The sequence below is a fragment of the Nakamurella deserti genome (assembly GCF_003260015.1).
Lineage (GTDB): Bacteria > Actinomycetota > Actinomycetes > Mycobacteriales > Nakamurellaceae > Nakamurella > Nakamurella deserti.
The window spans coordinates 381,104-406,824 of the sequence record NZ_QCXS01000004.1 but is presented as its reverse complement, the minus strand read 5'-3'; the positions used below and the strand labels follow the sequence as shown (position 1 = coordinate 406,824).

General features: G+C 71.1%; 14 protein-coding genes. 10 read left to right on the top strand and 4 right to left on the bottom strand.

Annotated features, from left to right (window positions below; all coding sequences use genetic code 11):
- Positions 1-8: 8 nt before the first annotated feature.
- Together DB033_RS20285 and DB033_RS20280 are read right to left on the bottom strand one after the other, a co-directional pair.
- Complete coding sequence (locus DB033_RS20285) at positions 9-596, bottom strand: hypothetical protein (RefSeq protein ID WP_111768762.1); 588 nt, start codon at positions 594-596, stop codon at positions 9-11.
- Positions 597-675: 79 nt separating this feature from the next.
- Entirely contained in the window at positions 676-1,182 is a 507-nt protein-coding gene (locus DB033_RS20280) for a DUF427 domain-containing protein (protein ID WP_111768761.1), read from the bottom strand.
- A gap of 272 nt (positions 1,183-1,454) precedes the next feature.
- Between DB033_RS20280 and DB033_RS20275 the strand changes: the two genes are divergently transcribed.
- The 5 genes from DB033_RS20275 to DB033_RS20255 all read left to right on the top strand — a co-directional run bounded on the left by DB033_RS20275 (position 1,455) and on the right by DB033_RS20255 (position 7,433).
- Entirely contained in the window at positions 1,455-2,486 is a 1,032-nt protein-coding gene (locus tag DB033_RS20275) for a LacI family DNA-binding transcriptional regulator (protein ID WP_111768760.1), read from the top strand.
- Positions 2,487-2,717: 231 nt separating this feature from the next.
- Positions 2,718-4,241: a multiple monosaccharide ABC transporter ATP-binding protein gene (gene mmsA, locus DB033_RS20270; protein WP_111768817.1), complete on the top strand. Its 1,524-nt coding sequence runs from the start codon at positions 2,718-2,720 to the stop codon at positions 4,239-4,241.
- Positions 4,238-5,500, top strand: coding sequence for a multiple monosaccharide ABC transporter permease (gene mmsB, locus DB033_RS20265; protein ID WP_111768759.1), 1,263 nt, complete (start codon positions 4,238-4,240; stop codon positions 5,498-5,500). The genes mmsA and mmsB overlap by 4 nt, the downstream gene beginning before the upstream one ends.
- A gap of 140 nt (positions 5,501-5,640) precedes the next feature.
- Positions 5,641-6,765, top strand: a complete 1,125-nt coding sequence (locus DB033_RS20260) for a substrate-binding domain-containing protein (RefSeq protein WP_111768758.1) — start codon at positions 5,641-5,643, stop codon at positions 6,763-6,765.
- Between the two features lie 89 nt (positions 6,766-6,854).
- Positions 6,855-7,433: a dihydrofolate reductase family protein gene (locus DB033_RS20255; protein ID WP_111768757.1), complete on the top strand. Its 579-nt coding sequence runs from the start codon at positions 6,855-6,857 to the stop codon at positions 7,431-7,433.
- A 247-nt stretch (positions 7,434-7,680) separates the two neighbouring features.
- Here the strand turns inward: DB033_RS20255 and DB033_RS20250 are convergent, their stop codons facing one another.
- Both DB033_RS20250 and DB033_RS20245 read right to left on the bottom strand, forming a co-directional pair.
- Positions 7,681-8,463: a GAF and ANTAR domain-containing protein gene (locus tag DB033_RS20250; protein WP_111768756.1), complete on the bottom strand. Its 783-nt coding sequence runs from the start codon at positions 8,461-8,463 to the stop codon at positions 7,681-7,683.
- Between the two features lie 165 nt (positions 8,464-8,628).
- On the bottom strand, positions 8,629-9,819 hold the full coding sequence (locus tag DB033_RS20245) for a lycopene cyclase family protein (RefSeq protein ID WP_157970833.1): 1,191 nt from the start codon (positions 9,817-9,819) through the stop codon (positions 8,629-8,631).
- Positions 9,820-9,996: 177 nt separating this feature from the next.
- Here DB033_RS20245 and DB033_RS20240 point away from each other — a divergent pair, with 177 nt between their 5' ends.
- The 5 genes from DB033_RS20240 (at position 9,997) to DB033_RS20215 (ending at position 25,672) form a co-directional block, all read left to right on the top strand.
- Entirely contained in the window at positions 9,997-11,784 is a 1,788-nt protein-coding gene (locus DB033_RS20240) for a glycoside hydrolase family 15 protein (protein ID WP_420814097.1), read from the top strand.
- 413 nt (positions 11,785-12,197) lie between these two features.
- Positions 12,198-13,238 (top strand): intradiol ring-cleavage dioxygenase, encoded by a 1,041-nt coding sequence (locus DB033_RS20235; protein WP_111768753.1) that lies wholly within the window; start codon positions 12,198-12,200, stop codon positions 13,236-13,238.
- A 226-nt stretch (positions 13,239-13,464) separates the two neighbouring features.
- A complete protein-coding gene (locus DB033_RS20865; RefSeq protein WP_157970832.1) occupies positions 13,465-13,635 on the top strand; it encodes a hypothetical protein in 171 nt (56 codons plus the stop codon).
- 628 nt (positions 13,636-14,263) lie between these two features.
- Complete coding sequence (locus DB033_RS20995; RefSeq protein ID WP_170315609.1) at positions 14,264-19,606, top strand: family 43 glycosylhydrolase; 5,343 nt, start codon at positions 14,264-14,266, stop codon at positions 19,604-19,606.
- 453 nt (positions 19,607-20,059) lie between these two features.
- A complete protein-coding gene (locus DB033_RS20215) occupies positions 20,060-25,672 on the top strand; it encodes an immunoglobulin-like domain-containing protein (protein ID WP_111768752.1) in 5,613 nt (1,870 codons plus the stop codon).
- Positions 25,673-25,721: the final 49 nt, after the last annotated feature.

Below are 25,721 nucleotides of genomic sequence, written 5' to 3'. Positions count from 1 at the left end.
GCCCGGCGTCAGGCGACGGTGTGCCGCACGCCGTCGACGATGACGGTGAGCGGGCCGGTCCCCGCGGCGCCCTCCGGCAGCCGCACCGCGGACGTGGTCGGGCCGAGATCGTTGACGCACACGGAGGTCTCCGGGACCGCCAGGTCGTTGGAGACCGGATCGATGCGGACGTTGCCGGTCACGATGTCCAGGGTGGCGGGATCGAGCGCGGTGACGTTCACCGGCATCCGTGGGCAGGTGGTGCTGCCCCAGGTGACGACCAGCAGGTCACCACCCTCGCCGCGGCGCACCTCGTCCGCCGGGGTGGCCCCCGACGGTGCCACGGCCGCCGTCGTCGCGGCCGGTGGGCCACCGGTGAAGCTGACGACCGCGTCCGGGACACCGGTCTCGAAGCTGGGTTGCACCGCCGGGCCGGACACGGCCGACGTGGCGCGGGCGGTCGTCGCCACCGTGGTGGTGGTCGTGGCTGACGACGACGACGCCGGTGCGGTGGGTGACGTGCAGCCGGCGGCGCACCAGGTGGCGGCCAGGACCGCACCGACCAGCCGGCGGAGGCGACGGCACGGGACGGCGGCGTCCGGGCCCGGTCGGTTCATCGGTCCATCATCGCGCGCCCCGGCGCGGGACCGGGCCGCACGCGCGGACGCAGCTCCGCAGCCCCGGCCCGGTCCGCACTCACCAACCCCAGCTGCCCTCCCCGCCCTTGAACGGGCCGACGATCTCGTCGGTCACCCAGCCCCCGTAGAAGCCGCCCTCCTGGGGCCGGACCCGTTCGCCGTCGATGGTGCACTCCAGCTGCGCCGGATAGAACGACAGGTAACCGGTGATCGCCCGGAACGGCGCGGTCGGTGATTCGTAGCTCCAACCGACCCGGCGGAGCACGGTGCCGTCGCCGCCGCGGACGTCCCAGTAGGTCGCGGCGCCCTTCCACTCGCAGACCGACCCGGTGCCGCGGGCCCGTTCCACCGATCCGTCGGTCAGCGCCGTGGGAGGCAGGTACCAGGTCGGCGGATGGCTCGTCTCCAGCACCCGGTAGGCACCGGTGGTGCGGGCGATCTCGCGACCGCCCAGGCTGACCACCACCAGCCGGTCGGACGGCTCCAACCGGGGCGGCCGGGGATAGTCCCAGACCGACTCCTGTCCGGGGCCGGGCTCGATGCGCTGCGGGTGTCGGGGGCTCATCGGCCCATTCTGCGCGCGCCGCCCGCCCGTCGGCCGGCGCACGACGGGGGAGCGGGGGCGCCCTGTCGGCACCCCGGCGGTGCGACAACACTCTCGCTGTCACATCGACCGGCCCGGCGGGCCGTCCGGCCGGTCCGCCCCGGACGGCCGCCACCGCCGTCACCTGGACACTCGCCAGGAACGCTGCCGATGTGTACGGTCACATCCAGCTTCGCAGCGTCCGCGGAGCCGGACAGCCCGTCCCGGATCGTCATCGGAAGAACCCCAGGCCTGTGACCGTCGACTCCAGCGCGGAACGCGCTCCGAACATCCGCGATGTCGCGCGGTTGGCGGGGGTCTCGTACCAGACGGTGTCGCGTGTGCTCAACGATTCGCCGAGCCTGCGGCCGGAGACCCGGCAGCGCGTCCTGGACGTCATCGACGAGATCGGCTACCGGCCCAACCAGGCGGCCCGCGCACTGGTCACCAGCAAGTCGCAGAGCATCGGCGTCCTCATCGCCACCCGGGCCGCGACCTACGGCGTGCAGACGATGATGTTCGCCATCGAGGCCGCCGCCCGGGACGCCGGTTACGGCATCACCGTGGCGACCACGCCCAGCGACGACCAGTCCGTCCGCGACGCCATCGACCAGATCGTCGGGCAGGGCGTCGAGGCCGTCGTGGTCGTCGCGCCGCAGGTCCGGGTGTTCGACCTGCTGGCCGAGGTGCGGCTGCGGATCCCCTGCGTGCTGCTCGACTCCACCCGCCGTGACCTGGGACGCAGCATCGCCGTCGACCAGTTCGAGGGCGCCCGGCTGGCCACCCGGCACCTCATCGGGCTCGGCCACCGGCGCATCGTGCACCTCGCCGGGCCGCGGGACTGGATCGAGGCCGAGGAGCGGATGCAGGGGTATCTGCGCGAGATGGGTGACGCCGATCTGATGATCGAGCCGCCGATCCTGGGCGACTGGACCGCCGACTTCGGCTACCTCGCCGGCCGGGAGCTGGTGAACCGGCACGACTTCACCGCGGTGTTCTGCTCGAGCGATCTGATGGCACTGGGCCTGCTGCACGCCTTCCGCGAGGGTGGTGTGCGGGTGCCCGGCGACATCAGCGTCATCGGCTTCGACGACGTCCCCGAGGCCGCCCACTACTGGCCGCCGCTGACCACCATCCGGCAGGACTTCGCCGAGGTGGGCCGGCGGGCGGTCGCGCTGATCCTGTCCGAGCTGGCCGGTGAGGCGCACGTCCCGTCGCCGCCGATCCGTCCGCAGCTGGTGCTCCGCTCGTCCACCGGAGCACCCGGTGCACAACAGTTGACATAGGTCACAACCGGAGTTAATTTGGTGCAGCTCATGTGACCGGTCACATGGACACGCGCCACTGATCCGTCAGTTCCCTGCCTGTCCGATGTGCCCGGCCGACAACGACGTCGACGTCAAAGGGAGATCGCGTGACCCGCACTCTGCGCCCCTCCACCCCGGACGGGGGTGAAGATCGTGGCTGAGAATGCCGCCGTCCAGTCGAGCGGAACCACCGCTCCGCCGATCCTCGAGATGCGGTCGATCACCAAGGAGTTCCCCGGTGTCCGCGCCTTGTCCGAGGTCTCCCTGACCGTCCGGGCCGGCGAGATCCACGCCATCTGCGGCGAGAACGGCGCCGGGAAGTCCACCCTGATGAAGGTCCTGTCGGGCGTCTACCCGTTCGGGACCTACGAGGGCGACATCGTCTACCAGGGCGAGGTCTGCCGGTTCAAGGACATCCGGTCCAGCGAATCGGCCGGCATCGTGATCATCCACCAGGAACTCGCTCTGATCCCCGAGCTGTCGATCACCGAGAACATCTTCCTCGGCAACGAGCCGTCGAAGTTCGGAGTGATCAACTGGTCGGAGGCCAAGCGCCGCACCATCGACCTGCTCGCCCGTGTCGGCCTCAACGACGACCCCGACACCCAGGTGAAGTCGATCGGTGTCGGCAAGCAGCAGCTCGTCGAGATCGCCAAGGCGCTCAACAAGTCGGTCAAACTGCTGATCCTCGACGAGCCGACGGCGGCGCTGAACGAGTCCGATTCCCAGCACCTGCTCGACCTGATCCGCGGTCTGCAGGGCCGGGGCATCAGCTCGATCATCATCAGTCACAAGCTCAACGAGATCGAGCAGATCGCCGACTCGATCACCATCATCCGCGACGGCAAGACGGTCGAGACGCTCGACGTCAAGGCCGGCGGCGTCGACGAGGACCGCATCATCCGCGGCATGGTGGGACGCTCCCTCGGCAGCCGCTTCCCCGACCACACGCCGACCATCGGTGACACGCTCTTCGAGGTCCGTGACTGGACGGTGCAGCACCCGCTGGCCCACGAGCGGCTGGTCTGCAAGGGCTCCAGCTTCAAGGTCCGTCGCGGCGAGATCGTCGGTTTCGCCGGACTGATGGGCGCCGGCCGCACCGAGCTCGCGATGAGCATCTTCGGCCGCAGCTACGGCCAGTGGATCTCCGGCACCGTCTACAAGGACGGCCAGGAGATCCAGCTGCGCACGGTCTCCGAGGCGATCGACCACGGCCTGGCGTACGTGAGCGAGGACCGCAAGGTGCTCGGCCTGAACCTGCTCGACGACATCAAGCGCGCCACGGTCTCGGCCGCGCTGCCGAAGATCTCCAAGGGCGGCGTCGTCGACGCGGTCGAGGAGTACAAGGTCGCCGAGAGCTACCGCAAGAGCCTGCGGACGAAGGCGCCCACGGTCAACGAGGGCGTGTCCAAGTTGTCCGGCGGCAACCAGCAGAAGGTCGTGCTGGCGAAGTGGATGTTCACCGACCCCGATTTGCTGATCCTGGACGAACCCACCCGCGGTATCGACGTCGGCGCCAAGTACGAGATCTACGGCATCATCCAGCGGCTCGCCAGCGAGGGCAAAGGCGTCATCGTCATCTCGTCCGAGCTGCCGGAGCTGCTGGGCCTGTCCGACCGGATCTACACGTTGTTCGAGGGCGCGATCACCAGTGAGCTGACCGCCGCCGAGGCGAATCCGGAGACGCTGATGAAGTTCATGACCTCCACCAAGAAAGAAAGTGTCCGAGCATGAACGCGATCGCGAACGTCAAGAAGGTCTTCGGCGGCAGCGGCCGTCAGTTCGGCATGGTGTTCACGCTGTTCGCCATCCTGGTGCTGTTCCAGATCCTCACCGACGGTCTGACGCTGACGCCGGGCAACCTGATCAACGTCATCACCCAGTACTCCTACATCCTCATCCTGGCCATCGGCATGGTCATGGTGATCATCGCCGGCCACATCGACCTCTCGGTCGGCTCGGTCGCCGCGTTCACCGGCATCATCGTCGCCAAGGTCATGCGCGACACCGGGGTCGGCTGGCCGGTGGGCATCCTGCTCGGCCTCGGCATCGGCGCCTTGATCGGTGTCTGGCAGGGCTTCTGGGTCGCCTACGTCGGGGTTCCCGCGTTCATCGTGACGCTCGCCGGCATGCTCATCTTCCGCGGCGGCAACCAGTTCATCGGCGACTCCACCAGCGTCCCGGTGCCGGCGTCGTTCGCCAAGATCGGCGGTGGCTACCTGCCCGAGGTCGGCCCGGACACCGGCTACAACAACCTCACGGTGCTGCTCGGCCTGGTGCTGTGCGTCGCGATCATCTGGCGGGAGTGGCGTGCGCGCCGCACCCAGGCCGGTCTGGGCGCCGAGGTCCCCCCGATGTGGGTCACCATCGTCCGGATGGTCCTGCTGGCCGGCGTCACCGGCTACGCGTTCCTGCTCTTCGCCTCCGGTCGCCCCGGCACCGGCTTCCCGATCTCGGGCTGCATCCTGCTGGCGCTGGTGCTCCTCTACTCCTTCGTCATGAACAACTCGATCTTCGGACGCCACGTCTACGCCGTCGGCGGCAACTCCCACGCCGCGGAGCTGTCCGGGGTGAAGAGCAAGAAGGTCAACTTCTTCGTCATGTTCAACATGTCGGTGCTGGCCGCCCTGGCCGGGATGATCTTCGTGGCGCTGTCGTTCGCGTCCGGCCCGCAGGACGGCAACGGCTGGGAGCTCGACGCCATCTCCGCCGTCTTCATCGGCGGTGCCGCCGTGTCCGGCGGTATCGGCACGGTCATCGGCTCCATCGTCGGTGGTCTGGTGATGGCCTTCCTGTCCAACGGCCTGTCGCTGCTCGGTGTCGGTTCCGACCGCGTCCAGATCATCAAGGGCCTGGTGCTGCTCGCCGCCGTCGGCGTCGACGTCTACAACAAGACCCGCGGCCGGGCGTCGATCATCGGGTTGATGATGGCCCGTTTCACCAAGGACCAGGAGGTGAAGGACGCCTCCGTGGGCCACACGACCAAACCGTGACCCGTCCGCCGTCCTGCCGCGACCTCGGGTCGCGACAGTCGGAGAGAGTGCCGCCGCCGCCACCGGCGTCACCCGCACCTTCCGCACCACCCTGCACCTTCCGCACCACCCCGTCGTTTTCCCCTAGGAAAGTGGAACCCATGCGCAGAATCACCCAGGCCGCCACCGCCGTGGCCGCCGCCTCCCTGCTGGTCCTCTCCGCCTGTGGCTCCGGCCGCACCGCCGACACCAGCACCACCAGTGGCGCAGCCGGCTCCTCCGGCGCCGCGGCCACCGGCGGCTTCGCCGCCGGCGCGACCGTCGGTGTCGCCCTGCCCAGCAAGACCTCGGAGAACTGGGTCCTCGCGGGCCAGCTGTTCACCGACGGCATCACCGCTGCCGGCTTCACCCCGGACGTCCAGTACGCCGCGGCCTCGGGCACCGTCGCCGACCAGCAGGCGCAGATCTCCTCGATGGTCACCAAGGGTGCCAAGGTCATCATCATCGGTGCCGCCGACGGCAGCCAGCTCACCACCCAGGTCGCCGCCGCCAAGGCCGCCGGTGCCACCGTCATCGCCTACGACCGGCTGATCCTCAACACCCCGGACGTCGACTACTACGTCGCGTACGACAACAAGAAGGTCGGCAACCTGCAGGGCCAGGCCCTGTTGGACGGCATGAAGGCCAAGAAGGCCACCGGCCCGTGGAACATCGAGCTGTTCTCCGGCTCGCCCGACGACGCCAACGCCCCGGTCTTCTTCGACGGTGCCATGGAGATCCTCAAGCCGGCCATCGACAGCGGCGAGGTCGTCGTCGGCTCCGGACAGGTCGACATCAGCCAGACCGCCACTGACGGCTGGAAGGCCGAGAACGCCCAGCGCCGGATGGACAACCTGCTGACCAGCACCTACACCAGCAAGGAGCTCGACGGCGTGCTGTCGCCGAACGACACCCTGGCCCGCGCGATCATCACCTCGGTGAAGAACGCCGGCAAGCCGGTCCCGGTCGTCACCGGCCAGGACTCCGAGGTCGAGTCGGTCAAGTCGATCATGGCCGGTGAGCAGTACTCCACCATCAACAAGGACACCCGGGCGCTGGTCGCCGCGGCCATCCAGATGGCCACCGATTTGAGCCAGGGCAAGGCCCCGAAGGCCGACAACACCACCGAGTACAACAACGGTGTCAAGGTCGTCCCGGCCCAGCTGCTGGACCCGGTCATCGTCACCAAGGAGAACGCGGCCGAGGCGTACGCCAACGACCCGACCCTGGAGCCGTTGACCAAGTAGTCACCCCCGTATCACCGCTCGACCTTCGGGCCCCCGGCACCTGCCGGGGGCCCGTTGTCGTTCCCGGAGGGCGCGCGCATGCTGGGCGGATGGGTCGACTGATCTACTCCGCGATCGCCTCGCTGGACGGCTACGTGGCCGACGACGACGGGCGCTTCGACTGGTGCGCACCCGACGAGGAGGTCCACGCCGCGGTCAACGACAGCGTCCGGTCGGTGGGCACCCAGCTGTACGGCCGCCGGATGTACGAGGTGCTGCAGGTCTGGGAGACGATGGACGTCGGGTCCGCACCGTCGCCGTCCGCGGACTTCCAGGCGCTCTGGCGGGCGGCCGACAAGATCGTCTACAGCTCGACGCTCGACGCTCCGGCGACCGCCCGGACCCGCATCGAGCGGACGTTCGACCCGGTCGCCGTCGGTGAGCTGGTCCGCGGCCTCGACCACGACGTCTCCGTCGGCGGTCCGCAGCTGGCCGGCGCGGCGTTGCGCGCGGGACTGGTCGACGTGCTCGAGCTGTTCCTGTCGCCGGTCGTCATCGGCGGCGGGACCGCCGCGCTGCCCTCGGACTCACGGATCCCGTTGAGCTCGACGGGGTGCCGCCGGTTTGCCGGCGGAGTGGTTCAGCTGACCTACGGTGTCGCGCGATCCCTGGGGCCGGCGGGAGCCTGACGACGGTCGACCCCGACCGGTCCGAGCCGGGACCATGCCGGTGCGTGGTCTGCCTGCGACGCCTGTGGGGGGCGGGAGTGTGCCTGCCGGGAGCGAGCCCGTCGGCGGCGTCACGACGTCGCTCCCCGTTGGGGGCGACCCGCCGGCCGCGGGGCTGGACCGGACGGGTCTGGAAAGTCGCGGCGTCCGGATCACCGCTTCCCCCGACGGTTGTACTACCCAGTTCGGCGGGCGGGGGACTGTGACGTCAGCGTGGGCGGCGACGGTCCAGCGCGCCGGCCGGCAGCGTCCCGGTGTCACACAGCTGCTCGCAGACGGCCCGCAGCTTGGTGTTGGTGACGCTGGAGGCGCGGACCAACACGGTGAAGGCGACGTCGGGGGTGATGGAGAACCGCTCCATCAAGATGCCCTTCGCCTGCCCGATGATGTCGCGGCTGGACATCGCGGTGTTCATCTCCCGTAGCTGGCGGGCGCCGGTCAACGCGAGGCCCGCGTGGGCGGCGAAGACCCGGGCGAGGCTCTCGATGTCCTCGTGCTCGTCGCCGAAGTCGGCGGCGTTGCTCAACAGCGTCAGCACACCGACGTCGCGTCCGTTGACTTCCATGGGGGTGCAGATCACGGCCATCACGCCGGCGGCGCGCGCCTCGGCCGCGAACGCCGGCCAGCGGTCGTCGGCCGACAGGTCCAGCACGGCGACCTGCTTGCGATCCCGGAGGGCGTCGAGGCAGGGCCCCGCGCCCAGGGCGTTCTGCGCGTCCATCAGGCGGCGTGCGACGTCGTCGCCGACGAGTACCGGGGCGCTCAACCGGCCCGTGCCGTCCAGCGTCTCGACCGCCGCGGCGACCACGCCGGGCAGGATCGTCGTGGCACCCGCCACGATCTGTTCCACCAGCGTGGCACGCGGTTCGGGAGCGCGCTGGTCGGCATAGGACAGGGCCAGCTCGGCGACCAGCTCTGCGAACGAACTCACTTGACCTGCCTCGAAACGGGCGGCCACCGCCGCGTCCTCGTCGTACGCATCCTTCGTCATCCTGAGCCCCGATCCACATCAGACCGGGCGACAGTCGGCGCGGTATACGCATTAAATCAAATTCCGTGCCCGTGGCGCCGGGACGAGGACCACCGACCGTGCGGTGTGACGAGCCGCACCGTCGGCGACCGCTCCGGACGGGATCGGGCGGCACGGTGCCGGTCGCTACCGGGCGCCCACCGCGCGGCGCAGCCCGGTCCGGACCACCGCCCGGGCGAGGGCGGCGCGGGCGCCGGGGGTGAGTGCCGGCCCCAGGCGCACCATCGCCGCGGCGACCGGCCCGGGCGGCGAGATCGGGTCGAGGTAGGCGGTCCAGGTGGCCGGCGGCAGGGTGAAGAAGCCGGCGAAGAACTCGTCGGTGTGCCGCTCGTCGAATCGCAGCAGCACCTCCCGCCCCAGCGCGAACAGGGCGTGGGTGCGCGACGACTGCAGGGCGGCCGCGGCGCGGGCCGCGCGCCGCGCGTCGGACTCGCCGGCCAGGATGTCGGCGACGACCGGCGCCAGGCGCAGTGCGGCGGCCAGGCTGTACCCGGTGGCCGGGTGGATCCATCCCGCGGCCGCCCCCACGGCGACCCCCGTACCCCGCGACCGCGCGGCGTCCAGCGGGATCGCGACCCGCTCGGCATTGCCGACGTGGTGCAGTCCGTGGCGGGTCAGCAGCCGGTGCAGCCGGTCGCGCAGCTGCGTCAGGGACACCGGAGGCCGGGCGGCGAGCGAGGTGGCCTCGAGCAGGGTGGTCCCGTCGTCGAGTGGGAAACCGTAGAGGAACGCCGGCGGTTGCCGGTCCCGGGGGTCGCGTAGCGCTTCCCAGTCCATCAACAGGGCGGTGTCGGATGGGACGAGATCGGCGACGGGGCCGGTCACCCGTTCCCCCCAGGCCCGCTGCTGGGCGGTGCCGCGGCTGCCGCCGCGGGCGTCCACCACGACGTCCGCGGTCAGCACGGTGCCGTCCTCCAGCTCCACCGACCCGGGCGGACCGGGAACGATCCGCCGGGCGCGGCCCACGACGGTGCGGGCACCGGCCGTGTGCAACCGGTGCAGCAGCGCGGCGTGAACCGTGGCGTTGTCGAGCCGGGCGTAGCCGCGGCCGAGGTCGACGGTGCCGCCGGTGACGGTGCGCACCAGCGTCGTGCGGTAGCTCCGGCTGCCCGCGGTGGGCGCCGCGTCGGCGGCACCGGTGTCCAGGACGGCGGCCAGCGCCGGCAGCTCGTCGGCCCACATCCCGTAGGTGGGGGTCCAGCACCGGAAGTGCGGTGCGACCACGTCGACGGCCAGACCGCGCGCGGCGCACGCCGCCGCGGTCGCCAGACCGGCCGGACCGGCGCCCGTCACCAGGACCCGCCGCTGCGCCGACACCCGCACCTCCCCGCCGCCGCGGACCGCCCGCCGTCGGCGTCCACGCTACGGCGGCGCAGCGCCGCGCCCGGACCGGTCGATGCTCCGGTCGCGTGGCTGGGCACTATGGATCGGGTGACCACCACCCCCGCCGACACCGTTCCGCTGACCTGGGGCGCGGACGTCGACCCGCAGCCGGTGACCGAGCGCGACGCCGCCGGCTACGCCGACCTGCGTACCTACGCCGCCATCGGTGACGGCCGGACGGTCGCCCTGATCGCCCGGGACGGCCGCATCGACTGGCTGCCGCTGCCGCACATGAGCTCCGCACCCGTCTTCGGCGCCCTGGTGGACGCCGAGAACGGCGGCAGCATCGCGTTGTCGCCGGAGGAGCCGTTCACGGTCGAGCGCGCCTACGTGGACAACACGAACGTGCTGGCCACCACCTTCCACACCGCCTCCGGGTCGGTCCGGGTGACCGACGCGATGAACACCGGCGTGGCGGGCCGGCTGCCGTGGGCCGAGCTCGCCCGCAGGATCGACGGCCTGACCGGTTCGGTGCGCCTGGTGGGCCGGGTGCGCCCCGGCACCTGCCTGAACACCGTCTCACCGTGGGTCCGCGACACCGTGTCCGGAGCCGTCCTGCGCGCCGACGGGGTGACGATGGCCGTCCGCGCCTCGAACGAGGAGAGCGTCGAGGTCAGTGATGTCGACATCAGCCTGACGTTCCGCACCGCACCCGGCAGCCGGCACATCCTGGGACTGGTCGCCACCGAGGACGAACCGCTGTACCTGCCCGATCCGGAGGACGTCGACCGCGGCGTCGACCGCACGGTGCGCAACTGGCAGCAGTGGTCGGCCAACTTCGCCTGGGAGGGTGACTGGCAGGACGCGGTGCTGCGCAGCGTGCTGGTCCTCAAGCTGCTCATCTACGCGCCCACCGGGGCCGTCGCCGCGGCCGCCACCACGTCGCTGCCGGAGAACGTGGCCGGCGGCAAGAACTGGGACTACCGCTTCGCGTGGGTGCGTGACGCCGCCTACTCCCTCACCGCGCTGTTCCGGTTCGGGCTGCGTGAGGAGACCCACGGCGCCATCAGCTGGCTGCTGGCCACCATCCGCGAGTACGGCCCCGAGCCGCACGTGTTCTACCAGCTCAACGGCTGTCCCGCACCGGAGGAGCTGCACGAACGGGACGTCCCGGGGTGGCGCGGCATCGGCCCGGTCGTGGACGGCAACGCCGCGTCCGGGCAGTTGCAACTGGGGGTGTTCGGCGATCTGTTCAGCATCGTGCAGCTCTACGTCGACAACGGCAACGTGTTGGACGCCGAGACCGGCCGGATGCTGGCCGGGATCGCCGACCTCGCCTGCGACCGGTGGCGGTCCAAGGACGCCGGGATGTGGGAGCTGCACGAGCCGCGGCACTACACGACCTCGAAACTCGGTTGCTGGCAGGCTCTGCGGCACGCGGTGCACCTGTGCGAGATCGGCCAGATCCCCGGCGATCCGTCGCGGTGGCGGTCGGAGGCGGGCCGCATCCGCGAGTGGGTGCAGACCCACGCCTGGTCGGAGCAGAAGCAGGCCTACGTCTGGTATCCCGGGACCGACGAGCTGGACGCGTCGATCCTGCTGCACGCCATCAGCGGCTTCGACCGCGGGCCGCGGATGAGCTCGACCCTGGACGCCCTGCGCGACGAGCTGGGCGCCGGTGACCACCTGTACCGCTACTCCGGGATGGACGCCGAGGAGGGGGTCTTCCTGGCGTGCTCGTTCTGGATGGCCAGCGCGCTGCAGCTGGTCGGTCGCGGTGACGAGGCGCGCGGCCTGCTCGACCGCCTGATGGTCGCCGCGAACGACGTGGGCATGCTCGCCGAGATGCTCGAGCCGGCGACCGGGGACTTCCTCGGCAACCTGCCGCAGGCGCTGAGCCATCTCGCCCTGATCAACGCGGTCATCACCGTGACCACGGGCAGCGGCTCGCAGGACTGAGGCCCGGGTCGGGCCGTAGCTGGGCGAGGAGCCGCCCGGCGGGCGACGTCGGTACCCGCAGCGACCGACGCCCTACGCTGGGTGGACACGGGGGAGGGGAACGCGCGTGACGGACGACAGGCCTGCGGCTGCCGCGGGCCGGGCTCGGCGCCTACGACGCCCGGCGGCACCCGCGGCCCACCGCGTCCGCGTTGACCTACCTCGACGAGTGCCTCGTCGACAGCCGGGGATGACCTGACCCGGACGTCGCCGGGTATCGGCGCCGGTTGCGATGCGAGGGTCGGGCCCGGGCGATCCTCAGCCGACGCACAGCGAGCCGACAGCGGCGACCGAGGGTCGGCTCGCATCGTGGAACGCGGTCGCCGGCCGACGCCGTCGGTGACATTCCGCCGTTTCCGAGGAGTGAGTGACCGATGCCCGAATCCACCCGTGCCACCCCGCTGTACGAGGGGCGTCCGCTCGCCCGCCCCGACGACGAGGTCGTCGACCAGGGGCTGGGTTTCGACGTCGTCACGTTGATGGGCCGCCGGCAGCTGCTGCGGGCACTCGGTCTGGGAGCCATCGGGGTCGGCCTCGCGGCCTGCGGGACTGCCGCCGTGACCAGCACCTCCTCGGGCGCCTCCTCGGTGTCCGCCGGCACGTCGGGCGCCGACGCGGCGGCGACCGGTGAGATCCCCGACGAGACGGCCGGCCCGTACCCCGGCGACGGCTCCAACGGACCCGACGTGCTCAGCGAGAGCGGCATCGTCCGCAGCGACATCCGGTCCAGTTTCGGTGCGTCGAGCGGCACCGCCGACGGCGTCCCGATGACGCTCGAGCTGACCATCACCGACCTCGCCCGGGGCGGGGTGCCGTTCGCCGGGGCCGCCGTCTACGTGTGGCACTGCGACCGCGACGGCAACTACTCGATGTACTCCGACGGCGTCACCGAGCAGAACTATCTCCGCGGCGTGCAGATCGCCGACGCCGCGGGCGTCGTCTCCTGGACCAGCATCTTCCCGGCCTGCTACAGCGGCCGGTGGCCTCACATCCACTTCGAGGTCTACCCCGACGAGGCGGGCATCACCGACGCCGCCAACGCCATCGCGACGTCCCAGGTGGCCCTGCCGCAGGACGTCTGCGACGCGGTCTACGCCACCGCGGGATACGAGCGGTCGGTGTCCAACCTCGCGCAGGTGAGCCTGACGTCGGACAACGTCTTCGGCGACGACGGCGGGACCAGCCAACTCGGTACCGCGACCGGGGACGTGACGACCGGCTACGTGGTGAGCCTGACCGCCGCGGTCGACACCCGCACCACCCCGTCCGCCGGTGCGGCGCCCGCCGGGAACGGCGGCGGCCGTGGCGGTGGCGGCCGGATGGGCACTCCGCCGTCGGGGATGGGCACTCCGCCGGACGGATCGGCGCCGTCGGATGGCGTGTCGACGGCCCCCGCCACCGGAACGAGCGCCTGACGCGCACCCCCCGCGTGTGCGGTGGCCGGCCGGGCGGCTGCGTCCACGGACACCGTCCGTCGGTCCGGGCGATGACGGCCCGGAGACGAACCCGGTTCCCCGTCGCGAACCGTGCGGCACACCGGATCGCCGAGAGCCGGCTCTGCCCCGACCGCACACGACGCCACCACAGCGGGTACGTGACCGTGAGGGGATCGACCCCGCACGCACCACGACGGGAGCAGACATGACCAGCTCGACCTTTCCCGAACCGGAGATGCCCGACTCGGAGCTGCGCGACACCGGCGGCGAGCTCGACGCCGCGCACGACCCGGCCGCGTCCGACGGCCCGCATCTGACGGCCAGTGCCGAACGGCGGGTCTCCGACGATCTGGGCAACCTGACCGACAAGGACTGAATCCGGCTGGGCGGCACCCGGAAGCGATGCAGGGCCGGTCGGACGTCGTGTCCGACCGGCTCCTCCCGGTGGGCCATGTGCTGAACCTCCGTCGAGCCCGGGGTCCGGTCGGATCCGCTTCGTGAAGCGACGCAGGCCCGTCGGACATCGGGCTCGGCCGGCTCTCCCGGCGGGTCAGGTGCTGACCGTCCGTCCGTGGCGGAGGGGGCCGTGACCACCCCGGCCGCTGGGCCGAACCGGTGATGTCCCAGTGGGGCCGCGCTGCCTCCGCCCACCCTCCGGGTTCCGGCGGACCCGCGGGCCGAGAGGCGGTCGTCAGTCGGAGGTGCCTCCCGGCCGATCGCCGCGGATCCACCAAGACCTCCTGCCGCAGGGGACATCTCGGACGACCGTCGACGAGAACGCCGGTCTGCACCGACGCCGCCGCCGGCCGCCGGGCGTGACGCTCCGAGAGATGAGACGCCCGCCGGCGGCTCGGCACGGTCGTCGAACCCGGAATGATGACGTTGCCATTCCGAACTCACATGCTCTTCACACCCTCTGCTGTGAACGCTAACATCGGCCTGCGCCGCAGCCGCGGATCGTGTGCGACCCAACGTCGGGAGGCTCCCCAGCCATGCTCATTCCTGTGTCACGATCCGCGCCGCCGGTCCGCCGGCTGTGGGCGACCCTGCTGTCGGTGACGCTGGCCGCGGGGATGGGCGTGATCGCCCCGACGGCCGCATCCGCGGCCGCACCGACCGACGGTCTGATACTCAGCTACGACTTCACCTCCGGCAGCGGCACCACGGTCGCCGACCGGTCGGGCAACAACCGCAACGCCACCCTGCTGGGCGACGCGGCCTACACCGCCGGTTCCGGGGTGCGCCTGGGCGGCACCAACGGCTACGTCAAGCTGCCGGACAACGTGATGACCGGTCTGACCGCGATCACCGTGACGGCGCAGGTGAAGGCGTCCGGTGGCCAACGCGGACCGATGATCTGGGCGCTGGGCAACACCGGGGCCGACGGGGTCGGCAACGGCTACCTGTACACCAACGGGTTGGCCGGCGCCACGTACAAGACGAGCATCGCCACCGGCAACTGGACGACCGAGCAGACCGTCGGCGGTCCGGCGACGCTGCCGCAGAACGTGTGGAAGACGATCACCTACACGCTCGGCGCCGACAACGTCGCCCGGATCTACACCGACGGGGTGCAGGTCGCCGAGAAAGCCGGTGTCACCGTCGATCCCGGTCAGATCGGCAACGGCACCACCACGGCCAACTACCTCGGCCGGGCCGTCTACAACGCCGACCCGTACTTCAGCGGCGAGTTCCGCTCGTTCAGCGTCTACAACCGGGCGCTGTCCGCGGCCGAGGTCGGGTCGCTGGTCCCGGGTGCCGCCGACACCGTCGCCGCCGACAAGGCCGCGCTGACCCTGGGGAACACCTCCGCGGTGACGGCGAACCTCACGCTGCCGACCGCGGGCGGAAACGGCTCCACCATCACCTGGGCCACCTCCGACGCCACCGTGGTGACCGCCGCGGGTGTCGTCACCCGCAGCGCCACCGACCGCACCGCGACCCTTACGGCCACCCTGAACGCCGGTGTCGCCCCGAACACCGCGACCGACACGAAGTCGTTCACCGTCACCGTCCCCGCCGACGACAGCCCGCAGACCAAGGCCGACGCCGCCGCCGCCGCGGTCACCGTCCCCAACCTCGGTGACGTCCGCGGCAACCTCACGTTGCCCACCACCGGCCTCCACGGCTCCACGATCGCGTGGGCCAGCAGCGACACCGCGATCGTGGACGCCACCGGCATCGTCGAGCGTCCGGCCACCGGGTCCGCCGCTGCGACCGTCACCCTGACCGCGACGGTCACCGTCGGCGCCGCCTCGGCGACCCGCGTACTGACCGCCACCGTGCCGGCGCTGCCCGCACCTGCCCCCTACGCGGGCTACGCGTTCAGCTACTTCACCGGCAACAGCCTCGCCGGCGAGAACATCTTCTTCGCCGCCAGCCAGGGCAACAACGCCCTGCGCTGGACCGAACTCAACGGCGGCCAGCCCAAGCTGACCTCCACCCTGGGCACCAAGGGCCTGCGGGATCCGTTCCTGATCCGCTCACCCGAGGGCGACAAGTTCTTCCTCATCGCCACCGACCTGTCCATCGGCGGCGGCACCAGTTGGGGTGACTCGCAGACCGTCGGCAGCAAGTACCTCGAGGTCTGGGAGTCCACCGACCTGGTCAACTGGTCCGCCCAGCGCCACGTCAAGGTCTCACCCGACACCGCCGGCAACACCTGGGCGCCCGAGGCGTACTGGGACGACGCACTGCAGTCCTACGTCGTCTTCTGGGCCTCGAAGATCTACGCCGACAACGACCCTCAGCACACCGGCAACACCTACAACAAGATGTTGTACGCCACGACGCGGGACTTCGTGACCTTCAGCGCCCCCAAGGTCTGGCAGGACTTCGGCACCTCGCGCATCGACTCCACCGTCATCAAGGACAGCGGCACCTACTACCGGTTCACCAAGGACGAGGGTGGCGTCACCGGCTGCTCGGACATCATCCAGGAGAAGTCGACCAGCCTGACCGCGGTGGACGACGCCTCGGTGCCCGGCTGGAGCGCGACCAACCCCGCGTGGACCATCCAGGACAGCTGCATCGGCCGTGACGCCGGTACCTCGGCCGTCGAGGGCCCGACCGTGTTCAAGGCCAACGACGGTGACACCTCCGGCTCGGAGTACTACCTGTTCGTCGACGAGTACGGCGGGCGGGGCTACATCCCGCTCGGCACCGACAACCTGGCCGCTCCGGACTGGAAGGTCCCCGCGTCGTACCAGCTGCCGGCCAGCCCGCGGCACGGCACGGTCATCCCGGTAACCCAGGCCGAGCTCAGCAAGCTGACCAACGCACCGGACCCGGTCAAGGCCACCGCCGCCGGGCTCGTCGCCGGCTACACCTTCGGTCAGACGAGCGGCACCACCGTGACCGACACCTCGGGTAACGGCTACGACGCGACCCTGGTCGGTGGCCCGACCTCGGCCGACGGCTCGCTGACCCTGGACGGCGTCGACGACCACGTCAAGCTGCCCGACAACCTGCTCGCCGGCCTCGACGCGGTCACCGTGTCCTCGCAGGTGTGGATCGACCCCTCGCAGGCCGGGAGCTACTTCCTCTGGGGCTTCGGCAACACCGCCGCCGACGGTGTCGGCAACGGGTACCTGTTCGCCACCGGTGACCCGTACCGCAGCGGTGTCGCCACCGGCAACTGGACCACCGAGCAGGGCGTCAACTCCGGTGCCGCGGTCGGCCGCGGCGGCTGGCACACCCTGACCATGACGCAGGCCGGCGGCACCCAGACGCTGTACCTGGACGGCGCCCAGGTCGGCGAGAAGACCGGCGTGACCATCACTCCCGGGCTGATCGGCGGCGGGCGCACCACCGGGAACGCCATCGGCAGGTCCGTCTACAACGCCGACCGGACCTTCAAGGGCAAGGTCCGCGACTTCCAGCTCTACAACCGGGCGCTGAGCCCGGCCGAGGTTGGCGCGCTGGGTGGCAACGCGACCACCATCAGCTCGGTCACCCTGGACAGCCTGAAGGTGCCGGCGATCATCACCGCCGACAGCATCGTGCTGCCGGTCAGGCCCGGGACCGACCTGACCACGCTGAACCCGACGTTCGCCGTCGCCGCCGGCTCGACCGTGAGCCTCGGCGGCCCCACCGACTACCGGACGCCGAAGTCCGTCACGGTCACCTCGACGAGCGGTGCCACCCGCACCTACACGGTCGAGGCGCACCTCATGCGCTCGCCGGTCCTCCCCGGGTTGAACGCCGACCCGAACATCGCGGTGTTCGACGGCGTCTACTACCTGTACGCCACCACCGACGGGTTCGCCGGCTGGGGCGGCAAGGAGTTCTTCGTCTGGAAGTCGACCGATCTCGCGAACTGGACGCGCTCGGACCGGCCCTTCCTGACGCTGGACGGGGCGAACGGCAACGTGCCGTGGGCGACCGGAAACGCCTGGGCGCCGACGATCACCGAACGGAACGGGAAGTACTACTTCTACTTCTCCGGCGAGAATCCCACCTACAACCGCAAGACCATCGGTGTCGCGGTCGCGGACAGTCCCGAGGGGCCGTTCACCGCCCAGCCGACGGCGATGATCACCAACAACGAGTCCGTCACCACCGGACAGGCCATCGACCCGGCGACGTTCAAGGATCCGGTCACCGGCAGGTACTACCTGTTCTGGGGTAACGGCTCACCGTTCTACGCCGAGCTGAGCGACGACATGCTGTCCATCAAGGCCGGCACCATCAAGCGGATCAGCGGCCTGACCGACTTCCGGGAGGGCCTCTTCGTCAACCACCGCGACGGCCTGTACCACCTGACCTGGTCGATCGACGACACCGGATCGCCGGACTACAGGGTCGGCTACGCCACCGCCACCAACATCGACGGGCCGTGGACCTACCGCGGTGTCATCCTCGAGAAAAGCCCGCAGCTCGGCATTCTCGCCACCGGCCACCACTCGATCATCCAGGTGCCGGGTACCGACGACTGGTACATCGCCTATCACCGCTTCGCGATCCCGGGTGGCGACGGCCAGCACCGCGAGACCACCATCGACCGGTTGACGTTCAACGCCGACGGCACGATGGCCCGGGTGGTCCCGACCCTGGAGTCGGTCGATCCCCTCGCCTACCCGGGAACGGCGCCGGCGGCATCGGTGTCGGCGACGGGTGCGGACGGCTGGTCCGGTCCGGGTGCCGCGTTGACGGTGACCGGTACGGGCACTCTGCAGTACCGGATCGGCGCGGGAGCGTGGACGACGTGGACCGGCCCCGTGCCGCTGCCGGCGGGTACGTCGGTGATCACCTACCGGGCGCAGGCGGCGAACGGGCAGTTCAGCCCGGAGCAGTCGTTGACCGCGAAGGTCGACGGGGACCTGCCGACGGTCTCGGGTTCGCTGAACGGCCGTATGGTCACGGTGGTCGCGGCGGATGCGTCGTCGGGTGTGGCCTCGACGGAGTACCGCGTCGACAGTGCCGGGTGGGTGGCCTACACCGCTCCCGTGGTCGTGGACGGCGCCGCCCACGTGGTGTCCTTCCGGGCCACGGACAGGGTCGGCTACGTCAGTGCCGTCGGGCAGGTCAGCGTGCCGGCGGTCGCCGGGGTGGATCCGAAGGCGGTCGTGACGGTCACCTCGGCGGCGCCGTTGTCCGCCGACGGCTGGTACCGGACGGCGATCGTGGTGACCGCGGCCGTGCCGGCGGGAGCGACCGGCACCAAGGTGCAGCTGAGCGTCGACGGCGGTGCGTGGCGGACATCGCCCACGGCGACGACGATCTCGGCGAACGGCCCGCACAGCGTCAGGACCCGGTTGCTGAAGGACAATCTGGTCGTGGCGGGCAGTGACGCCGAGCTGACCGTCAAGGTCGACCGCTCGGTGCCGACCACGACGATGGTGCGCCGGCCGTCCGGGGTGGGCACGCCCCGCAACCCGGTGGACGTGACCTTCACGGCCACTGACCCGGTGTCGGGGGTGGCGTCGGTGGAGTACATGGTCAACGGGGGCACCTGGACCGCGGCCGGCACGCAGCCGATCCGGTTCGCCACGGTGGGCAGCTACGCGATCTCGTACCGGGCCACCGACCGGGCAGGCAACGTCGCGGCGTCGAAGTCCACGACGGTGTCCATCACGGCTGACGTCGCCACCGCCCTGGTGCCGTCGGCGGGTGGGAAGGTCGCCGCCGGAACGCCGGTGACGTTCACGCTGCGGGGGTTCCACCGGTACGACCAGGTGACGCTGTCGTACGGCGGGTCGGCCTGGTCGACGGTGACCACGGACGTGTCGGGGGCGGCGCGGGTGACGCTGACCGTGCCCGCCACCACCCCGAAGGGCGCCCTGGTGGTCACCGCCACCGGCACCGACCCGGGCACCGCCGCCACCGCCACGCTCACCGTCCGGTGAGCCCGGGGGTGACTGCGGCCCCCCGCCGCGGTCACCGGTCCCGTCGTCGACGGTGCACCATCCCGCCAGCCGGCCGCGCATCGCGCGGCCGGCTCCGGCGTCTGTGCGTCCCGCCGGTTCGGTCGGTCCGTTCTCACTATCCGCCGGGTCGGGCCGCTCTCTTGCCCCGGGCATCACCGGGTGTTAGCGTTCACACCACGACGTCGATGGTGATGCCACTCACGTTCGCGGTGCTTCCCGCCGCGGCCGCGGTTGTCCGCACCCCCGGTGTCCGACCGCGATGGCACGTCGTCCCCGGCTTCGCGCCCGGGCCCCGACACCCGCCCGGCTGGACGCATCGGCCCGCGATCCCGGTGGCGCCCCCGTCCGTCACTCCCTGCTGTAACCGCGACCCACCGCGCCCCTGGGCGCCGTGCCGGCGCGGCTGGACTCTGACACGAAGGAGTGTGCGGAATGACGCTGGCCCGGACGGCTGTGTCCGCGGTGACGACGATCCTGGTGGGAGCCGGTCTGATCGTGGTGCCGATCGGAGGTGGGGCGCCCGCGGTCGCGGCGCCCACCGCGGCGGTGGTGGACAGCGAAACGCTGTTGCACTACGACTTCTCGAAGATCACGGGGACGACCGTCGTCGACTCCTCGCCGGCGGGCCGCAACGGCACGCTGGTCGGGACCGGCGCCACCGTCTCCGGTGACGTGCTGACCCTGCCGGGCGGTGGCAGCGCGAGCGGCGCCGCCCACGTCGCCATCCCGACCGGGACGTTCGACGGTCGCGACACGTTGACCATCTCGGCGTGGCTGAAGAACGAGACCGGCGCGGGCAACTACGCCGCGATGTTCTTCGGCACCACGCAGAACCTCCCCACCCAGTACTGGCTGCTCAACCCGCGCAACCCGGACAACCGCTTCAAGTCCGTGATCACCGACGCCGTCTCGGCCGGGTCGCCGTGGACCACCGAGACCGGCATCTCGCCGTCCACCGCGAGCCGCGGTGTCGCCGGCCCCACCACCGACAACTCCTGGGGCCTGTACACCACGGTCATCGAGCCGACCCGGATCACCGGCTACTACAACGGTGTCAGGATCGGGACGGTCGACACCGTCCGCACGGTGAGTGATCTCGGCACCAACCTGGTCTCCTACATCGGTCGTTCGTCCTACCCCGACCCGTTCTTCAAGGGCTCCGTCAAGGACGTCGTGGTCTATCCGACGGCGCGGACCGACGCCCAGGTGAAGGACTACTACTTCGCGACCGCCGATCCTGCGGTCGTGTCCGCGGCGCTGGCCGCGGATGCCGCGGCCATCGACCTCGGCGGCACCCGGGTCACCGCCGACCTGACCCTGCCCGCCGTCGGGCCGAAGGGCTCGGCCATCAGCTGGGCGTCGTCCGCGCCGGCCGTGATCGCCACCGACGGCCGGGTCATCCGGCCGGCCTCCGGCGCCGACGTGCCCGTCACCCTCACCGCGACCCTGACCCTGGGCTCGGGCTCCGTGACCCGGGACTTCGCGCTCACCGTCGTCGCCCGCTCCGACGGCGCACCGGCGGTGCCCGGCGCACCCGCGCTGAGCGTGGACGGCACCACCGTGACGGCCACCTGGGCCGCACCCGACCCCGGTGGCTCCGCCATCACCGGCTACACCGTGACCCTGTCCACCGAGGCCGGTGCGGTCGTCCGGACGGCCCGGCCGGTCGCCACCACCCAGCGCTTCACCGGGCTCGCCGACGGTCGCTACCGGGTGGGCGTGAGTGCCACCAACGCGATCGGCACCTCGGCCGAGTCGCCGACGGCGACCGCCACCGTGGGGGCGCAGCTGCTGGCCCGGTACGACTTCTCGAAGATCAACGGCACGTCCGTGCCCGACGCGTCCGGCAACGGCCGCAACGCCACCCTGGTCGGCAGCGGCGCCACGGTGTCGGGCTCCGAACTGACGCTCCCGGGCGGGGCGAGCAACTCCGGCGCCGCGCACGTCGCGCTGCCCGTCGGGATGTTCGACAACCAGAACACCCTGACCATCTCCACCTGGTTGAAGAACGGCACGGGCGCGGGCAACTACGCCGCCATGTTCTTCGGCACCACGCAGAGCCTGCCGACCCAGTACTGGCTGCTCAACCCGGCCAACCCGGCGGGTCAGTTCAAGTCCGTGCTCACCGACGGCAACAACGCCGGGGCGCCGTACCAGACCGAGGCCGGCATCGCGCCGACCGATGCCGCCCGTGGCATCCCGGGCCCGGCCACCGGCACCGGCTGGGGGATGTACACCACCGTCATCCAGCCCGGTTCCATCACCGGCTACTACAACGGCGTCTCGATCGGCACCGTGGCCACCACGCGCACGGTCAGCCAGTTCGGTACCGGACTCGTCGGTTACCTCGGCCGCTCCTCCTATCCGGACGTGTTCTACAAGGGCGGCATCCGTGACGTCTCGGTCTACAGTTCGGTGCTCGGCGCCACCGACATCGCCCGGGCCTACTGGTCCGGACTGGGCGACCCGGCGGCCGTCAAGGCCGCCGTCGACGCCGACGCGGCGGCACTGGACCTCGGCCGCACCACCATCGCGGCCGACCTGACCCTGCCGCGGTCCGGCCCCAAGGGCTCGGCGATCACCTGGGTGAGCTCCGACCCGGCGTCCCTCGCCGCCGACGGCGCGGTGACCCGGCCGGCCACCACCGACGCGGCGGTCACGCTGACCGCGACGCTGGAACTCGCCGGTCAGACCGCCACCCGCACCTTCGCCTTCACCGTGCTGGCGAACACCCCGCAGAAGGACCTGCAGCTGGCCGCCGACACCTACGACCCCGCGATCCGTGTGGTCAGCGGGAACGTCGTGCTGCCGACCGCTCTCGGTTCCGTGGCGGTGTCCTGGGCGTCGTCGAACCCGGCGGTCCTCGACGGATCCGGCGTGGTCGCCCGACCCGCCGCCGACACCGACGTGACGCTGACGGCGACCTTCACCGCCGGTGGGGCCACCGAGGTCCGCCGCTACACCGTGAAGGTCCTCGCCGGCGACGCCGCGCGGCTGGGCAGCTACATCCGCACCGGTGACACCGACCGGACCGATGCGCTGCACCTGGCGCTGGCCACCGGTACGTCGACGTCGTTCACCGCGCTGAACAACGGCCGGCCGGTGCTGTACCCGACCGGCAGCACGAAGCTGGGCTCGCCACAGCTGTTCCGCAAGGCCGACGGCACCTTCGGTGTGGTGGCCACGGTCGACAGCAACTCCACCTCCGTCTACCTCTGGGACTCCGCCGATCTGACCACCTTCACCGGTCAGCGGCTGGTGCCCTTCACCGACCGCAACGTGCGGGCGGCGAGCGTCTCGATCGCCTACGACAACAGCATCGCCGGCTACCGGGCCACTTTCGTGTCGCTGGCCGACGGCAGGACGTACCAGACGACGTCGACGGACCTGCGCACGTTCGCGGCCCCGGTCGAGGTCGCCGCCGTCACCCCGCCGGCCATCGGGACCTTCCCGGCCGGCGCGATCCAGGCATCGTCGATCGGTGTCACCCGGGCCGAGCTGGACAAGGTCACCGCGAAGTACACCCGCCCGGTGAACAGCGGTGTGAAGCCGTTCGGCGCGGTCGACGTCGCCGCCGGTGCCACCTACGCCCTGCCGTCGACGGCGGAGGTGCAGTACAGCAACGGCACCACCACGACCATGGGCGTGCAGTGGGACGCGGCCGACATCGCCGCCGTCGACACCACCAGGGCCGGCACCTACACCGTGGACGGCACCGTCGCGCGGCCGTCGTACGACGATCCGTTGATCCGGCAGCGGGCCGATCCCGACGTCACCCTCGGTTCGGACGGCTTCTACTACTTCACCGCGTCGTACCCGATGGTCGGCTCCGGCGACCCGGAGGGCTACGACCGGGTGGTCGTCCGCAAGGCCGCGACGATCGCCGGTCTGGCGACCGCTCCCGAGATCACCATCTGGGACGAGAAGGACTCGCCGCTCAACCGCTACATCTGGGCGCCGGAGCTGCAGCAGATCAACGGCACCTGGTACGTCTTCTACACCGCGAGCATCGACAACGGACCGTTCAGCATCCGGCCGGTGATGCTGAGGCTCGACGGCACCGATCCGACCGATCCCACGAAGTGGCGCGAGCTGGGTCGGATGAAAGCCGCTGCCGGTGACCCGGTCGCGTTCTCCAACTTCTCGTTGGACATGACCTACTTCGAGAACGACGGGAAGCACTACGTCATCTGGGCCGAGAAGCCCGGTGCGTCGACGCTGCGGATGGCCGAGATCGACCCGGCGAACCCGCAACAGCTGATCAGTGGCTCCATCCTGCTGACCGCGCCCGAGTTCGCCTGGGAGCGGGACGCGGGCCAGGCGATCGACGAGGGTCCGGCGGTCCTGCAGCGCGACGGGAAGATCTACGTGACGTTCTCGGCCGCGACCGTGGACGCCAACTACACCGTGGGTCTGCTGACCGCGGACAGCGCGACCGATCTGCTCGATCCCGCGTCGTGGACGAAGTCGTCGTACCCGCTGCTGCAGACGGCCGACCTGGTGAACGAACAGGGCCCCGGCCACAACTCGTTCACCGTCGACCAGTACGGCAACCCGGTGATCGTCTACCACTCCCGCACCACGGGGGAGGTGTCCGGCCCCGGTGACCAGGGCGACGGCGGGCTGTTCGACCCGGGCCGTCACGCCCGGGCGAGGACCGTGCACTTCGCCGCCGACGGATCCCCGATCCTGAACATGACCGCGGCCGAGGAGCTCGACGACCGGTACCGCGCCGTCCAGGTCCAGGTGGTGGTCACGGGCTCGACCGTCGCGCCGACGGTGACCGCTGCGGTCACACCCGCGGTCGACGGCGAGAACGGCTGGTACCGGACCGCTCCCACGGTGACCCTGACGCTCGCCGAGGGTGCGCAGGCGAGCGTGGAGTACAGCGTGGACAGCGGCGCCTGGACCGCCTACACCGCCCCCGTGCGGGTCGGTGCGCAGGGGACGCACACCGTGGCCTACCGCGCCACGGTCGGCGGGACCCCGGTCGCGGACTCGGGTGGCAGCGTCACGGTCACCGTCGACACGGTCGCCCCGGTGGCCACCGCCACCCTGGCCGGACGGACGGTCACCGTCGCCGGGACCGACGCGACCTCCGGGGTGGCGACGCTGGAGTACCAGCTCGACGGCGGGTCCTGGACCGCCTACACCGCGCCGGTCACCGTGGACGACCGGGCGCACACCCTCGTCGCCCGCGCCACCGATCGCGCCGGCGCCGTCTCGGGATCGGTCACGCTGACCGTTCCCGCGGCGACCGCACCCGATCGGGCCGTCGCGTCCCTGACGTCCAACGCGGTGCCCACCGCCGACGGTTGGTACAACCAGCTCGTCCTGGTGACGCTGCAGGTACCGGCGAACGCGAAGGCGCAGTACCGGATCGACGGCGGCACCTGGATCACCTACGGCAGGTCGTTCACCGTCTCCGGTTCCCGCGTCCACACCGTCGACACCCGGCTGCTGCGTTCGGGTGTGGTGGTGCCGGGTTCCGGCAGCGCCACGGTGATCAGGATCGACACCCAGGTGCCGGCGTCGCGGGCGACCCGCAACCCGGTCAACGGCAACGGATCTCCGCGCAACCCGGTCGATCTGACCTTCACGGCCACCGACGCGGTGTCCGGGGTGGCGCGGACGGAGTACAAGATCGACGGTGGTGACTGGGCCGCAGCGGGTCCGCTGCGGCTGGCCACGGTCGGCAGTCACCTGGTGAGCTACCGGTCGGTCGACAAGGCCGGCAACGTCGAAACGGCGCGCACTCTCACCGTGACCATCGTGGCCGACCCGGTCACCACGGTGAAGGCCAACGTCGGCAAGGTCGCCGCCGGCGGCTTCGTCACCTTGGGCGTCAGCGGGTACGAGCGGTACGACCTGCTGGCGGTCACCCTCGACGGTACGCCCTGGGCGACCGTCGGGTCCGACGTCAACGGTGCGGCACGCACCACGCTGAAGGTCCCCGCCGGGACACCGGTCGGCAGGCACACCGTCACGGTGGCCGGTAGCGACGGTCAGCCGACGGCGTCGGTGGTGCTCACCGTCACCGGCTGACCGGTTCCGTTCGACGGGCGCGGTGGTGCGGAAGGGTTCCACACCACCG